A 14,984-nucleotide genomic window follows, 5' to 3' on the forward strand; every position below is an offset into this window, starting at 1 on the left:
CGACCACCGTCAGCACGCGCAGTTTCTTACCCGTTGCGAGTTGGTCGTGAACGAAGTCCATCGCCCAGACGTCGTTGGGTCCGACGGCCATGTGCCGATCCTCGCGAAGCTGGGCTTTTACCCTCCGCTTCGGTGTCTTGTTCCGCAACTGTAGCCCCAAGTCCCTGTAAATGCGGTAGGTTCGCTTGATGTTGGTGCCCCAACCCTCGCGTTCCAAAAGCACATGCACGCGACGATAGCCGTAGCGCACCCGCGTCTCAGAGCCCGATTCAAAAGTTCATTCGTATATCCGTTATCTTGCGATGCGCCTTGTGAGCATTCTGATTGAAGCGATTTGCGCCCATGCGGTTGCGCTTTCGATCGATTTCTCCCAATCCTTGGCGAGACGGCGGCAGCGTCCAAGCCAGGCGAAAGTTCTTTCCACCACCCATCTCTTGGGCAGGACGACGAAGCCCTTGGCGTGATCCGAACGCTTGACCATTTCGATCGTCCAGTCACCATGGCCGCACATTGCTCGCCTCAACTTGGCTCCGGCGTAGCCACCATCGGCGAAGATGTGGCGCAGCCACGGAAAACGGCGGCGGATCGCCTTGAGGACATGGGGTGCGCCGTCGCTACGCTTTGGCTGTCGATAATCCCTGCCGTCGGTTGCGCCTCCCGTCCCTCGATTTCCCGCGCCGCCATCACCAGAAGCTGGTTGATGCTCTGCCACAGTCCGATCGCGCGCCAAGCATAAAAATAACCGCGCACTGTCGAAACCGGCGGAAAATCGCCCGGCAGCATGCGCCATTGGCAGCCGCTCGAGGCGATATAGAGGATCGCCTCCACGACCGAGCGCATATTCGTCGTCCGACGCCGCCCGCCACGACGCGCTGGCGGGATCAGCGGTTTGATCAACGCCCATTCCAGGTCCTTCAAATCACTTGGAAAACGAAGCACGTCTCGGTTATGCTCACGGCGAGCGATAGCAGTCCAGCTCATCGAAACCCCATTTGATTTAGCACCAATAGGGAATCACAACTGCCTGTTATCGCTCAACTTCTTTTAAATCGGGCTCTTAGGCAATTTCGGCGGAGGGCGGATTATCAAATATACCGGGCATTACCACTTGGTGTATTCTGCGTGCTTCGCGGTTATACTAGCCATATTTGTTGTATCAATACTTATGCCATCGGATACGACCGAGTCTAATACCGGAGAAAAGATCGCTTAACCGCCCGAATCATTTCAAAAATATTACAGATAGTGGAGGAAGCCCGTGGGCTTACGTGTAATCGCGTGTTCTGCTCCCCAGTTTTCTCACGGCGAGGCGGGCGAAATGGCATTATCAAGCGCCGATCCGGCAAGCCTCTACAATGCCTGCAGATATGCTGCGTCACTGGCATCCAAGGCGGAAGGTGCATGGGGCGAAAGCAATTGGCGCGGCACCAGGAGTGACAGGCGACAATCAACGCTTCTGCTATCTGACATGGACGATGTGCAGCGAAGGCTAACGCCGCTATTAGTCCGGGTCCGGCCCAATTTAGTTCTCATAGGAGCGATGTCGATATGCTTCCGCGGTGCGATTGAGACAGCGAAATACATCAGAGAGTTTCTAGGCGATGACGTTTGTATCGTTCTTGGCGGTCGCCACGCCACCGAAACAATATATCGGGATGACGAAAATCGTGTAAGACATCATCTAGCGTCCCCTCTGCGGCTAATTGCTGACGGAAAAGTTTCCAGCTGTTTCGACATCGTGCTCTCCGGAGATGGTGAACACTTTATCGCGGAAATTGGGTGCGTCGTAGCTTCCTTGGAAGCAAGAGGTTTTTCGCCAAGGCAGGCGAAATTCTCATTGGGCCACCTGACGACCACCCCGGGGCACTGGATCGCCGGCACAATCATGGACGATCAGGTCCACACTGTGTGCTCTTCGGGCATGCCGCTCGATTATAATGGGATGCCATCCCCAGCCGAAATGTTCGGAATTACAACGAGCTTTGACGTGTTTGGTGGCGCGCCTACCGCGCACGTCTTCAGCGACATCGGGCGTGGCTGTATCTATGATTGTATCTTCTGCAGTGAGAGGATCAGCGTTGTCGGGCCTCCTCGACAGTTCAAGATAAGCCCCCACCGGTTATGCGGCCAACTCGCAGCAGCCCGCCGCGTAGTCAAGGCAGATTACGGCGAAAACTTTCCTGTCTCGGCGTTCATTGAAGACTCAACTCTTCTTGGATGGAATTCGGCCCTCGTAGCCCAGTTTGAAAAGGTATTCGACCCACTCGAAAATCCTGTGCGGCTTGGCGGACAAGCGACCATTGACCAAATTGTCAATAACCCAGCCCTTGCACGAAGACTAGGCCGCATGGGCCTGGAATATCTTTTCATCGGGGTCGAGACACCGCGCCCAGAACTTGTTGGAGGTCTTCACAAGAACATCGCCACCAAGAAGGGTTCGTGGATGGAACGCGGGGACAAAGCAGTTGAGATCTTGTCCGAAGCCGGAATCAAGGTTGGGGTATCCCTCCTATTTGGCATGGGCGAGGGAGCTGCTGAAAGGCAGCAATTGTTTTCGGCCTTAGAAAGCTGGCGGAAAACGGGCTCTCTGATCACAATCAGCATGAACTGGGCCGTCCAACACCCTTTGAGAAACACGGTTCAGGGGAATGAATATACCTATTTGGATTGGGCGGTGTCGCCCGGTCCCATGCTGTCGTTGTTAAGGAATTTTGGCGAGTCCTCTGAGATCTATCCAATTGCCGGCGGTACAAGCCCAGACGAAGCCTCCGTAAAGGATATTCTCCAAGCCACCACGGAGATCATGGCTATGCCGCCTGCACACCCAATGCAAAAGCAAGAAGCGGATCATGTCCCAGGACGTGGTGTAGCTTAGACGACCACGGCTCATCCCAGCCGGATGAGTGTCAGCTTGCTGCTGGCAGGCTGATGAGGGGATCATCGCTCATTGTGGCGATTGTCTCAAGTGTCATGTAGCGGGATCGCTGGACGGCCCATTCATCGTTCTGTTCGAGCAGCAGCGCACCGACCAGGCGCACGATGGCGTCGTCGTTGGGGAAGATGCCGACGACCTCTGTCCGCCGCTTGATCTCGCCGTTCAATCGCTCAATCGGGTTGGTCGAGTGAAGTTTGGCCCAATGCTGCTTGGGACATGTAGGCGAGCACGTCTTGCTCGGCGCTGTCCATAAGACTGGCGAGCTTCGGTACCTTTGGCCTGATCTGGTCGGCGACGTTGCGCCACTGAGTGCTTGCCGCCTCCGGCGTGTCCTGAGCGAAGGCCGTGGCAATGAAGGCGGAGAAAACTCGGCGTCCGCTCTTTCCAGCATGGGCCAAGGTATTGCGCATGAAGTGGACCCTGCAGCGCTGCCAGGTGGCGGAGAGCACCTTCGATACTGCGGCCTTGATGCCCTCATGCGCATCGGAGACAACGAGCTTCACGCCACGCAGACCCCGCCTGGTCAGCTTTCGAAGAAACTCCGTCCAGGTCGCCTCGGCCTCGGACGTGCCGAGCACCTCGCGTCGACCGTCGGTGTTGACGCCGACGGCGATGATTACGGCGACGGAGACAATACGACCACCGCGCCGAACCTTGAGGGAGGTCGCATCGATCCACAGGTAGGGCCATTCTCCTTCGATGGGCCTGTCGAGGAAGACCTTCACCTTCTCATCGATTTCTTCGCACAGCCGGGATACCTGGCTTTTGGAGATGCCGCTCATGCCCATGGCCTTGACGAGGTCATCGACGGATCGGGTCGAAACGCCTTGGATATAGGCTTCTTCGATGACCGCAGTCAGGGCCTTCTCGGCCATCCGGCGTGGTTCGAGAAAGCTCGGGAAATAGCTGCCTGTGCGAAGCTTGGGAATGCGCAGCTCGACGGTGCCCGCCCGTGTCTCCCAATCCCGGTCGCGATAGCCGTTACGCTGGGCCAGTCGGAAGCCATTCTTCTCGCCATAGCCCGCGCCGGTCTTCGTGCCGACCTCCAGCGCCATCAGCTTCTCGGCAGTAAAGCCGATCATCTCGCGCAGCAAATCGGCATCGGCGCTCTTCTCAACGAGTGAGCGCAGGTTCATCATGTCGTCGGTCATCGGTGGTGTCCCTCAGGTTGGCTCAAGCAACCCGACCCTACCGGAAATCACCGATGGCTATGAAATCCAGTTACACCACTCCATTGGACACGATCAAGAAGCGGAGCATATATATGCTGAACGGAGCGCCTAAAGGCGGAATAAATTACCCTAGCTCAGACCGAGTATGCGCCGGAACCCATCTCTTTATCGATATGTGGGATGCAGAAAATACGGGAAATGCTGAAGCGATTGAGGCGGCGGTAGCGCAAGCCGTTCATGACTGCCGCGCAACGATGTTGGAATCGAGTTATAGAAAATATAGCGAAGATGGGGGCGTCACGGGCTTCGCAATTCTCGCTGAATCGCACATTTGCGTAAATACCTGGCACGAAGAACGCATGGTCGCGATAGACGTATTTTTTTGTGGTTCGCTAGACCCGTACGCGAGTATCACCGCGTTGCGCGACGTATTTCGTCCATCCCGGATCGATATTAGCGAGCACAAGCGTCTTCTTGGAACAAGAATAACGCATCCAAATATTGTGGAAGCGCTTTAGCCGAAAGTATTCTCCGAAATCGAGGCGGAACATGTCTAGACAAATCGTTTTCGTGCGCGAAAAATACCCTTCTGAATTCCGCACTATGATCGTGCCGAATGAAGTGCCGTACTACACAGAAAAGGGCTTTGAGGTATTCGTCGAGCTTGGTATCGGCGAAAAAATTGGCTTTGCGGAACCAGCCGGATGTCCTAAAGCGCCGGCGTGTCTGGTTCGACGGCCAACTGAATCTCGATCCAGAACAGCTGATCTTCATCGACGAAAGTGTGCTGCAGAGGCACGGAAGGAGTTCAGTATGAGCTAACCCCGTAACGTGAAGCTGCGTGAATGATGGAGGATGGCCCTCCGGGATCGGCTTTCAGGAGCGGGTCTCAAACCAGTCCGAGCTGCTGCGGTAAAGAGCCGTGGTGGCTGGGGCTTACTTTCCGCCGCCGGTGCGCGTCGTCTCCATTCCAAAGAAGACCGGAGGCGAAAGGGTTTTGGGTGTGCCGACGGTCAGTGATCGGATCGCTCAGATGGTGGTCAAGCAGATGATTGAGCCGGATTTAGAGCCGCTCTTCTTGCCAGACTCCTATGGCTACAGGCCGATGAAGTCGGCTTTGGATGCCGTTGGGGTAACGCGTCAGCGGTGCTGGAAGTACGATTGGGTTCTGGAATTCGACATCAAAGGGCTGTTCGACAATCTTCCGCATGATCTCTTTAATCGAAACCCCATTTTGTCGTCGAACGCTCGTTGCGTGATCGCCCTTGATGAGAAACCCTTTTAGCCAGTTCCAACGCCGCGGCCGGACATGGGGCAACCATTGCCCGATTGACCCCAGTCTCCAACTTAAGTGGCTCAGCTCTCTTCAATGAGGCCACAGCTAGCAAGGGCAGAGACGAAATCGTGAACGTCGCATTTGGTGACGTCATACCGTTCTGATTTAAGCTCGCTCAGTATCCTTGGTAGTGTATGCTCGCCGTCCAGTTTCGAAACCAAACCGGCGACCCAAGGCGGAGGAGATTGGATGATCTTTCTTGATTTCTGGGATTCCTTCCAATTCGAGCCTTTCATTTGGCCCAACCCATCGCTGGCGATTTTCCAGCTTGTCAAGAAGTATAAGGCGGCTTCGGGAGGCCCATACGGTCGTATGAAGCCCCACTTCACCATTACGGTCGACTCGGCGCCCATTGCTGATAAACAAAACTCCAATCTCTCGGCATGTGGTAGATCCAAAAATCGTGCCAGCTGCAAAAAGAGCCTAGGAAAAGTTTTCCTATTTGCTCGGAGCCTAAATGCAACTGCATCAACAGCGCCCGAACAATATCGCGTCGCGTTTCAACAAATCGGCAGCGCCGCATGCGCGCCAATCAACCGCAGACGAGGGAGAAAACTCCGAGCAGCTCCGGCAGTGTTCTGGTAAGCGCGTCGCCGTGTTCCGCAAAGCGGCGCACAACGGCAGCGCCTATGCAGTCCGCCCCGCCATGACAAGCGCAATGCGCGCAGTGGAGTGCTCGGCAGGAGGGAAGAGTTCGGCTCGTGGCGTCCCGGGCATGGCGGGTGCGCCTACCCCGGTTACTAAACGATCTCCAGCCACCGTCGACGGTCACCACAGACCCGGTGACGCTTGCGCGCTGGCGAGAAAGCGCACCGCTCGGGCAATTTTGTCTGGACGCGCCACGCGACCCATTGGCACCCGGCTGCGCACCGCGGTGAGGTCTATCTTGCCCGCGCGTTCAAGTTCCGAAACCATCGGCATGCGCACGTAAAAGTTCCCTGACCAACGTTGACGATCTCGAGGCTGAATCCTGATCGATCAAGTCTCACTTTCACCCTCTTGAAGGAATGCAGTCTTCCTAAATGCGTAGACGGGGTCATCGGGACATGATGCTCCGATCGGCTGCCGGTGGCCGAACTGCTCAGTCTCGGATGCCGCGGCCAAGATCTGCTCCTCGACTAGATCATAGACCACCGTCCGTTCGGCAATTCTCCAATCCCCTCCCTTTTTCAGGAACAGATCGCAATAGCGGCCGCAGATCAGGGCCTGACTTAGCGTTCCGGCCTTGTTCGGTGCGCGTTGCAGTGCGGCGAAGTAACTTTCGACGGCGGCTTTTTCCGGGCTGCTGAACTCAATCAGAATGTTCGTGATTTGATGGATGTTGCGCGGTCCCGTCTTGAAGACACCAAGGGCGAACTCGATGAAGCCCTCGGCCGAACCGGAATAGGTCCCGTGATTGTCACGTGCATCGGGCCAGTAGGAACTGCGCAGCGCCCTTTCATCGGCGCGGTCTATCCCGCGGCAATACCGATAGAGGCAGTCGCGGAGCGCCTCGCGGTCGAGCAATTCGGTAATTTTTTTTGTGTTTCATCGCTTGTCGCACATCTGATATTGGGGCGCTTACCCATCCAGTGACGCAGCCAGCTTTCAACTGCTCGGCTGACGTAAGGAAAAACCCTCCCTCTGCTTAGGCATGCATGTAAACAACTGCCCTTAGAAGTAGACATCAATGGGAGAGCTGCGGGTAAGGTGTTTGGACAGCGACGGCGCCGTCATGCACCAGTTGCGTTGCGTTTCAACCCCCACAATGTTGGTTGAACAAAAGGCGATCGAGCAACGCATCCGAAACGCAATCTATCTCCAGCGCACGTTCAGGGCAGGATCGAGCGCCTCGCGACGCGAACAGTTCGTCCCTCTCCTCGACATCGATTGCACCGGGCAGTATGTATCCCTCGTCGTCAAGATTGAATATTTCGGGCGCTTGGGCCCAGCATCTTGCATGACCTTGGCATTTGGAAGTGTGCACTATGACGCGCATACGGTACTCCATGTCTTTCCTCCTCTCAATTATCAGGACCAGTCCAGGATCAGATTCTCTATTCCAAACACGTGGCCCCCATAGGTGATGGGCGCCGTACCATCCTTGATACGGAAGTCAGGGATGCGCGACAGCCACTCCTCCAGGCCGATGACGATCTCTCGCCGGGCAAGGTGTGATCCAAGACAGCGATGGGGACCGTACGCAAAAGCGGTGTGGCGATTGTCTTCTCGTGCCAAATCGATCGTGTTCGGATTTTCGAATTCCACCGGATCACGATTGGCAATCATCGTGGCGCAGGAAATGTAGTCCCCCTTACGGATCGGCGCGCCTTCGAAATTGATATCTTTCGTCGCCACACGGATCATCTGCACGGTCGAATAGGCGCGAAGCAGTTCTTCGGCTGCGAGCACAATTCGATCCGGTTTGCTCCGCAGCAATTCCTGTTCTGTCGGATTGCGCGCGAGATAGGCCAGGTCAAAGCCGATCGCCGTTGCCACGGTGTCCAGTCCCGCGACGAATAGAAGCACGCCTATTCCATGGATTTCCTGGTCTCTCAACAGGCGGCCGTCGACCTTTGCCTGCACGACGAAGGTCATGAAATCGTCGGCCGGTTCTTTGCGGCGCATCGCTGCAAGTTCATCGATGAACGCCAAAATTGTTCGGGCGGCTGCGGTTCGTCTGATGCCGTCGCCGTGGAGCAGGTCCTTCCCCCAGCCCACGAATGTATTGAGGCGCTCATCGGATAAGCCGAGCAAACGGAGGAAGATACTAACCGCAAAAGGAAAGGCGAAGTCCGTCAAGATGTCGCAGCTTGTGCTCGACGCGGAAATCTTGGAAATCAACGCAATCGCCCGATCACGGACCGCCGGTTCAAGCTCCATTATCCGCCTGGGCGAAAGCAGCGGATTGAGAAGTGAGCGAAACACGCTGTGAGCCGGGGGGTCGAGTTCAAGCGGGATCAGCGGCCAGTTTTCGCCAAGCGCCGAGGCGAAAAGGCTCCGATGGCTGGAAAAGGTTCCGGTGTCCTGCAGCAATTTGCGTTGGTCCTGAGCGCGAACGATGACCCAGGTACCTCGGCCATCGCGCGTATTGCAGGGAGAATAAAAGATTCTCGGTCCATTATGGAGGCAAGCGACAGCTGCGTGCGGATCCCCATTTGGCATGCGCTCCATGCCGGGCGACGTGAACAGGCTGAAGTCCTTCACCATTTCGGGAGGGACATGTTCTGGAACCCTAATGGTAGCCACTGCTTTTCTCCTGTCATCAAAGCCCCTTCGCCGAGAACGAATTCTCCTCGGAGAGGGAGCGAGCAAAATCGTTGAGCGCCAGATTTCCAATCTCAGCAGCGCGAGGCGCCAATGACATGCGATGCAGCGATCAGATCGCCGTGCGGCTCGAAATCCACGCTGCTTTGTTGGCCGAAGTCGAAATTTCTTGGATGCCTCGCCCGCCCTTCCGGTCGACATCGGATTTTCACGGGTACCTCTCTTCCGGTAAATGCGTTCTGAGCACAGATGCATTTTGATTTCCTCCGCTCCATGGCGGTCACCAAAGAAACCGGCCGACAGTCCTTGCCGCCCCGCAAGAAGAACTTCAAAGTTCATGCCAATTTGATTGATTTGGCCGGAAAGAAATTTTTCAATTGCCTTTCAGCGCTTTGGCTCAAGGCAGAACAAAGATTGGCTGATCAAGGCCGTGTCGCGCATCTAACAAAACCCGACATCAGGTGCCGGATGCCATCTATTCAGGTGCGACTTTTTCCCAGCCACCACAGCCGGGGGCCAGAGACAGCGCGACGAGCAACGAATGTCCTGATGTACTGCGATGCAGTGGGATAGCTTGAGGGTGGGTAGCTTTGAATTGTGGCATCGAGCTAGCGGCGGAATTCCGGGAAAAGCTCGAAGCGTGCTACTCCTTTGTCCTGAATGTCAGTTCTACCAGCCCGACGACACCACCCTAAGAGTCGGCGGCAATCTGCCGATTGGGTGTTGTCTGACAGCAATGGATATGGTGGCCTACCGTCCGCCGAGACGGAAGGCGATGGCCGCAGAAAGCCCGCTCAAGCGGCGGGCCGAAAATGCCGTCCGAAACAAATCCACAAAACTGCCCTGCCTGGCACGGCAAGAGCGTGGGTACGGAGATTTGATCTGGATCAAATCGCAATCCTGATGAAATTGATAGCCATCAAAGACGCGCTGGAAGAAATAGGGATAGCCGAAGTCGCAACGGCCGCGTGGTCGTCTCGGGCATGTCCGGCATAGGCGGTTTTCGAAGGGATCAGGACATGGACGTCGCACGCGGTGAGGTTCTCGTGATTAGCACTTCCGTCGCTTGCCGTTCCTGCCAGGCGCGGCACGGCGTCGTTTGCGGCGCCTTGTCGGCTGGCCAGCTTAGCGAACTTGGCCGCCACTCGCTGCGCCGCAAGGTCGACGCAGGCTGCGAGATCATTGCACAAGGATCGGAAAACTCTTTCTATTCGAACATCACGCGCGGCGTGGTGAAGCTCTGCAAGGTGATGTCGGACGGGCGCCAGCAGATCGTTGGCCTGCAATTCGCCCCCGATTTCGTCGGCCGCCCCTTCGTGCGCGAAAGCACGCTGTCGGCCGAGGCCGCGACCGATGCGGAGATCTGCGTGTTCCCCCGCAATTTGCTCGAACGCATGATATTGGAGACTAGGGAATTGCAGCGTAGCCTGCACGCTCAGGCGCTGAACGAGCTGGATGCCGCGCGCGAATGGATGCTGACGCTCGGCCGGCGGACCGCCGAGGAGAAGGTCGCAAGCCTGCTCCACCTCATTGCCGCCCACGCCGAGACGGCGACGAGCACTGCCTTCGATCTGCCGCTATCGCGTGCCGAGATTGCCGACTTTCTCGGGCTGACGATCGAAACCGTCAGCCGCCAGTTGACCCGGCTTCGCAAAGAGGGCGTCATCCGCATCGAGAACATCCGGCATATCACCGTGCCCGACATGGATGCGCTCGCAAAGAAAATCAGCGGGTAATTGCCACCCGCGTATCGCCAGCGTAAAGAACTAGGCGGCATTGTCGGGATGCAGACGGACGTGCCGGGCGCTACCACATCGAGCATTCCGGGCGAGAAAACTTCTAGTCCCGGAGCCGCCGGCTTGCAGCTCGGGATAGCCGCCGGGCAGGTGGGTGGCGTCGCCATCGGCGCCGGGCGCCCAGCACGTCGCCAGCGAGCTGAGCGGTGAGTGGTGAATGGAACAAAATATCAGCTCCGCGGCGACGTCAGCCGAGCAACAAATGCTCGTAGGCCAAAGGCTACATAGCGCGACCCGGGTGCCGGTCGGCATCAGCCGATCGATATTGGCGGCTGCGAGCTCTTCACGCCCCCAACCTGCGGATATCCGCCATCGTCGTCTTCTGTGACGAAATTATCGGAGCCGTTTGCGTTTCACCATTTTTCGATGCGCGGTCCGAGCCTGGCGCCCCCTTTTGTCGGACCTCAAACTTTCTTGTGCAGTTTCAAACAAGAAAACGTGCGCGGGTAGACATACGCACGAGCAGAACCTCAAGCCCCGTGACCCGCGCCTTCCCGCCGCGACCGGACTGGCGGGCAGTATGCTAAGGTTCTAAAAGGCGACAGAGAAACCTTGATCGAGATGCGGTCGGAAGTAGCCGAAACAGCGCCCGGCCGTCAGCGCGGCACAACGGCTTCACAATTCGCTCGCCCGCACGAGCAGCGCACGAGTGCGGCGACGAAGGCCCTGTGCTGACCGCAAGTCCATCTCCTTCAGGCCAAATGGCATGACGCTTGCTTGCCCTGGCGTGTGGGCCGAGGTCGGATTCGTGTTAGCCGTGACTGAGAGGCCGCAAATAAATTTTCCTAGAGGAGCTTCATTGATGACCATGGAAAAGCAGGTCCCTATTGTCACCTTTCGCACGCGGGTTCGCGACGAGTCTATATCCGGTCCCAACCCCTACCGCTGGGAAGACAAGACGACCGACGACTATTTCAGCGGTAAGCGGGTAATCCTTTTTTCGCTGCCGGGCGCCTTCACGCCAATCTGCTCCACCTTCCAACTGCCTGATTTCGAAAGTCTTTATGTCGAGTTTAAGAAGAATGGCATTGACGACATCTACTGTCTCTCCGTCAACGATGCCTTCGTCATGAATGCTTGGGGCAAGTCTCAGGGGTTGAAAAATGTCAAGCTTATCCCGGACGGTTCGGGAGAATTCACTCGGAAAATGGGTATGCTCGTCGCCAAGGACAATCTCGGTTTCGGTCTGCGCTCCTGGCGCTACGCTGCCGTGATCAATAATGGCGTCGTGGAGGGGTGGTTCGAGGAAGAAGGCTTTGGCGACAACTGCGCGACCGATCCGTATGGCGTTTCTTCGCCGCAAAACATTTTGAAATGCCTTAAGGCCCCAGCCTTCGTATGAGCATTGAAGCCAACGACCAGCAGCTACGACTTGTCGTGCACACCTGCGCCGAATGATAGGAGTTTTGCTCGAACCATGAAGTCCTTTACAAGCCTTCATCAGCGTCAGCAGCAATCGCTGGTTATTACGCCCCAGCTCATCGCGTCTATTCGCTTGCTGCAGCTGGCGCACACCGAACTGAATCAGTTCGTGGAACAGGAAATCGAGAAGAACCCATTTCTCGACCTGGCGTCGAATGACGGCGGGGCTTCTGGCGTATCGCCAACTGCGGCGGATGATCCAAATATCAGCGCACGCGAAGACCACGTTGATGGACCGGCCAGGACGGACATGCCTGAGCTGTCTAGTCCCTGGAAATCAATCCGTGACACAGGCAACCTTTCGCCGGGGGAAAGGCCTTCCCTGGATGAGTTCGCCGCCTCAACTGAGACATTGCACGAACATGTCGCCCATCAGATCGCCCTCACTGCCTTCACACCCCAGGAGCGGCTGATTGCTGGCGCGCTTGCCGACCATCTGGATGACACTGGGTATCTGCAAGTGAACCTTCAGGAGCTAGCAGAGAGGCTAAATAGCCCTGAGGCTGGAGTGAAGCGGGTTCTTGAGGCTTTGCAGCTATTTGACCCGCCGGGCATATTTGCGCGAAGTCTGGGCGAATGCCTCGAGATTCAGTTGCGCCAACGAGACCGGTTCGACCCGGCCATGGCAGCTCTGGTCGCAAATCTCGAGTTGCTTGCGCGACGCGATTTTCGAGCACTGAAGCGACGTTGCCGGGTCGATGAAGACGACCTTCTCGATATGTTGAACGAAATTCGTGCACTTGACCCAAAGCCTGGAAACCAGTTCCAGTCCGCAAGGTCGGAATCCATCATACCCGACGTCTTCGTCCTACCCTCGCCGGGAGGCGGATGGCACGTCGAGCTTAATCGGGAGATTTTGCCCAAGGTACTGATCAACCAAACCTATTTTGCGCAAGTTACTCGCCTAACCGCCCAAAGCTCGAAAGATCAGTCATTCCTCAACGAATGCTTCCAGAGCGCGAGCTGGTTGGTTCGGAGTCTCGATCAGCGCGCCACGACGATCCTTAAGGTGGCGACCGAAATCGTGCGCCACCAGGATGTCTTTTTGGAAGATGGCATTGCTCATCTTCGCCCTCTCAATCTTAAGACCATCGCTGACGCGATCGACATGCACGAGTCCACTGTAAGTCGGGTAACGTCGAACAAATACATTCTCACGCCCCGCGGCGTGTTCGAGCTCAAGTATTTTTTCACCGTCGCGATCCCGTCCTCACAAGGCGGTGACGCGCACTCGGCCGAAGCTGTGCGCCATCAGATAAGGGCACTTATTGCCGCAGAGACGCTCCATGATGTGCTGTCCGACGATGGCATCGTTGCCAAGCTCAAGGAAACAGGCGTCGACATTGCTCGCCGCACAGTCGCCAAATATCGCGAGGCGATGAACATCCCCTCGTCCGCGCAACGCCGGCGGGAGAAACGGTTTGTACTGGCGGCCGCGGAGGGATAAGTCCTTTGTACCGTAGGTGATGCCCTTTTCCCAAAAACCGCGGAACTGAGGCACATGTGACATTGTGCTTAGTCCTCTCCATGGAGGATCGACTTCATATGGGCTGGCGACCGCAGCCTCGTCACGGGAGCTTCAAAAGTTGTTCCGGCCGCTTAAGCTGACGTTCCAGAAAAGATTAGATGTCTGTTCCATAGCCCAAGCGCTTAGGGGCTAAGCGGTTAATCACGAAACTCGTGCAGAATTTTTATGTCGCGCAAGCGACAAATCTAGAAGCAGTTGTCGCCTCCCATTCATTTTCGCCGAACCGCTGGGATTTCGGTGCGGCGGCAACGAGAGCCTCAACCGAAAATGATAGACGGAGATACGCGGGCAGACGTTCTGGAGTTGGCGCGCTTTCGAGATCTCCGATGTTCGACGACGCAGGAATACAACACGCGGGCTGATCGAACTCTTGGCCTTCCTTACCGCTTGGCACGACGCATGCACGGTAATCCGAAAATGCGCCATCGAACAAAAAGGAATCATCCCATGATCAAGCTCACAGAGAATGCCGCCGCCATCATGAACGTAACGCTTTCCCGAGCCGAGCAGGCGGAAGGCTTTCGCATCGCGGTCGAGGCAGGTGGATGCGCCGGCTACAAATACCTGGTGGGGCTAGAAAGCGTCCAGGGCGAGGGCGACGCGGTGATCGAAACAAATGGGGTCAAGGTGTTCGTTGACGCAGACTCCCAAGCACACATCAACGGCATGACGATCGACTTCGTGACGGGACCAGAAACCTCCGGTTTTGTCTTCGACAATCCCAATGCGCACCAGAACTGCACTTGCGGCAAATCCTTCGGCTGATCACCGAGAAAGCGAGAGAGCCATGCGGAATTATTGCGAAAAGGTCATGGTTTCCTTTTTCAATCCGAAGAACGACGGCGTGCAGGAAAATCCCCTCAGCGAGACCGCGGCAGTTTCCTACGGTAGAGGGCCTGAATTGATAATTGGAGTCGATCCAACGGTGGGAGCGTTTCTGGTGACGCCGTCGTCCTTGCGTTCCAACCCAGCGACCGCCTTCTCGCCAGCGCTGGCCGAACTCATAACCCTAAAGCCCGCCGAAGCGCCTCAAAACGTCCGTCAGGAGACAGCAGGCTTTTTAAGCGGTTTGCTGCCGGAGAAAAAGGTCTGCTCATCAACGGATTATCCTGAGGCAGCAAAATTTTTTGGCGGGCATCCGGGCCAGGATTCCAAAGGAGACGCTCCCTCTGCAAGCAGTTCCGCGCCGAGGAAAGGTGAGCGAAGACGCGTGCGTGTCAAGAGGCTTGATTTCATGACCAAGTCGCTCACTTCGCTAGATCTGGCAGTAGACGGACGACACTCGTTCAAGCCGTCGAAGACGTGTCAGCGGTTTATACAGTACTGGTCGTCGAAAGCCTCGCTCCGGCAGAGGAGGACGATCAGACCGTCACAACAGAAATCTGAGGCCTGGAGAAATTGGCAGGGTCGAAATCGATGTTGTAGCCGGCAATCGCGTAGGACAGGGTCTAAAAATCGCCGCAGCCTGCAACAGTTCAGTTCTCAGCGACAAGCTAAGCTGGCGACCCATCTAGTTAAGCAGCCGCGGCGAATCCAACCGTTGGAAAAG

12 protein-coding genes and 6 pseudogenes are annotated in these 14,984 nt (G+C 56.4%); 9 read left to right on the forward strand and 9 right to left on the reverse strand.

Annotated elements, in window-relative coordinates; all coding sequences use genetic code 11:
• Both QWJ46_RS27170 and QWJ46_RS27175 read right to left on the reverse strand, forming a co-directional pair.
• Positions 1-259: pseudogene (locus tag QWJ46_RS27170) on the reverse strand (IS3 family transposase); the annotation flags it as partial.
• Between the two features lie 33 nt (positions 260-292).
• Positions 293-981, reverse strand: a pseudogene (locus tag QWJ46_RS27175) (transposase).
• A gap of 559 nt (positions 982-1,540) precedes the next feature.
• On the opposite strand from QWJ46_RS27175, the gene QWJ46_RS27180 reads away from it, so the two are divergent.
• Positions 1,541-2,875, forward strand: coding sequence for a hypothetical protein (locus tag QWJ46_RS27180; RefSeq protein ID WP_225881315.1), 1,335 nt, complete (start codon positions 1,541-1,543; stop codon positions 2,873-2,875).
• Positions 2,876-2,906: 31 nt separating this feature from the next.
• On the opposite strand, the pseudogene QWJ46_RS27185 reads toward QWJ46_RS27180, so the two are convergent.
• Positions 2,907-4,086: pseudogene (locus QWJ46_RS27185) on the reverse strand (IS256 family transposase).
• Between the two features lie 53 nt (positions 4,087-4,139).
• Between QWJ46_RS27185 and speD the strand changes: the two are divergent.
• Positions 4,140-4,625, forward strand: a complete 486-nt coding sequence (speD, locus tag QWJ46_RS27190; RefSeq protein WP_018247191.1) for an adenosylmethionine decarboxylase — start codon at positions 4,140-4,142, stop codon at positions 4,623-4,625.
• Positions 4,626-5,035: 410 nt separating this feature from the next.
• Positions 5,036-5,323, forward strand: a pseudogene (locus QWJ46_RS27195) (reverse transcriptase domain-containing protein); the annotation flags it as partial.
• Between the two features lie 140 nt (positions 5,324-5,463).
• Here the strand turns inward: QWJ46_RS27195 and QWJ46_RS31310 are convergent.
• On the reverse strand, positions 5,464-5,679 hold the full coding sequence (locus QWJ46_RS31310; RefSeq protein ID WP_348646384.1) for a hypothetical protein: 216 nt from the start codon (positions 5,677-5,679) through the stop codon (positions 5,464-5,466).
• Here QWJ46_RS31310 and QWJ46_RS27200 point away from each other — a divergent pair.
• Positions 5,633-6,028 (forward strand): hypothetical protein, encoded by a 396-nt coding sequence (locus QWJ46_RS27200; protein WP_155774533.1) that lies wholly within the window; start codon positions 5,633-5,635, stop codon positions 6,026-6,028. The two genes, QWJ46_RS31310 and QWJ46_RS27200, sit on opposite strands and share 47 nt — an antisense overlap.
• Here the strand turns inward: QWJ46_RS27200 and QWJ46_RS27205 are convergent.
• From QWJ46_RS27205 to QWJ46_RS27220, 4 genes and pseudogenes are all read right to left on the reverse strand, one after another.
• Positions 6,027-6,373: pseudogene (locus tag QWJ46_RS27205) on the reverse strand (SDR family oxidoreductase); the annotation flags it as partial. The gene QWJ46_RS27200 and the pseudogene QWJ46_RS27205 overlap by 2 nt on opposite strands.
• 48 nt (positions 6,374-6,421) lie before the next feature.
• On the reverse strand, positions 6,422-6,949 hold the full coding sequence (locus QWJ46_RS27210) for a nuclear transport factor 2 family protein (RefSeq protein WP_004678573.1): 528 nt from the start codon (positions 6,947-6,949) through the stop codon (positions 6,422-6,424).
• A 229-nt stretch (positions 6,950-7,178) separates the two neighbouring features.
• Positions 7,179-7,433: a ferredoxin gene (locus tag QWJ46_RS27215; RefSeq protein ID WP_004678571.1), complete on the reverse strand. Its 255-nt coding sequence runs from the start codon at positions 7,431-7,433 to the stop codon at positions 7,179-7,181.
• Positions 7,434-7,453: 20 nt separating this feature from the next.
• The gene (locus QWJ46_RS27220) at positions 7,454-8,632 is read right to left on the reverse strand and encodes a cytochrome P450 (protein ID WP_018247194.1); all 1,179 of its coding nucleotides are present in this window, start codon (positions 8,630-8,632) and stop codon (positions 7,454-7,456) included.
• Positions 8,633-8,938: 306 nt separating this feature from the next.
• Here QWJ46_RS27220 and QWJ46_RS27225 point away from each other — a divergent pair, with 306 nt between their 5' ends.
• Both QWJ46_RS27225 and QWJ46_RS27230 read left to right on the forward strand, forming a co-directional pair.
• Positions 8,939-9,262, forward strand: a complete 324-nt coding sequence (locus tag QWJ46_RS27225) for a hypothetical protein (protein WP_132662505.1) — start codon at positions 8,939-8,941, stop codon at positions 9,260-9,262.
• A gap of 446 nt (positions 9,263-9,708) precedes the next feature.
• Positions 9,709-10,425 (forward strand): Crp/Fnr family transcriptional regulator, encoded by a 717-nt coding sequence (locus QWJ46_RS27230; protein ID WP_026188843.1) that lies wholly within the window; start codon positions 9,709-9,711, stop codon positions 10,423-10,425.
• 117 nt (positions 10,426-10,542) lie between these two features.
• Here the strand turns inward: QWJ46_RS27230 and QWJ46_RS27235 are convergent.
• Positions 10,543-10,761: pseudogene (locus QWJ46_RS27235) on the reverse strand (cobyrinic acid a,c-diamide synthase); the annotation flags it as partial.
• 526 nt (positions 10,762-11,287) lie between these two features.
• On the opposite strand from QWJ46_RS27235, the gene QWJ46_RS27240 reads away from it, so the two are divergent.
• The 3 genes from QWJ46_RS27240 to QWJ46_RS27250 all read left to right on the forward strand — a co-directional run bounded on the left by QWJ46_RS27240 (position 11,288) and on the right by QWJ46_RS27250 (position 14,200).
• Complete coding sequence (locus tag QWJ46_RS27240; protein ID WP_004678566.1) at positions 11,288-11,827, forward strand: peroxiredoxin; 540 nt, start codon at positions 11,288-11,290, stop codon at positions 11,825-11,827.
• A 75-nt stretch (positions 11,828-11,902) separates the two neighbouring features.
• A complete protein-coding gene (gene rpoN, locus QWJ46_RS27245) occupies positions 11,903-13,354 on the forward strand; it encodes an RNA polymerase factor sigma-54 (RefSeq protein ID WP_004678547.1) in 1,452 nt (483 codons plus the stop codon).
• A gap of 528 nt (positions 13,355-13,882) precedes the next feature.
• Entirely contained in the window at positions 13,883-14,200 is a 318-nt protein-coding gene (locus tag QWJ46_RS27250; RefSeq protein ID WP_004678546.1) for an iron-sulfur cluster assembly accessory protein, read from the forward strand.
• Positions 14,201-14,984 lie beyond the last annotated feature (784 nt).

The sequence above is a fragment of the Rhizobium sp. CBN3 genome (assembly GCF_030518245.1).
Taxonomy (GTDB): domain Bacteria; phylum Pseudomonadota; class Alphaproteobacteria; order Rhizobiales; family Rhizobiaceae; genus Rhizobium; species Rhizobium aethiopicum_A.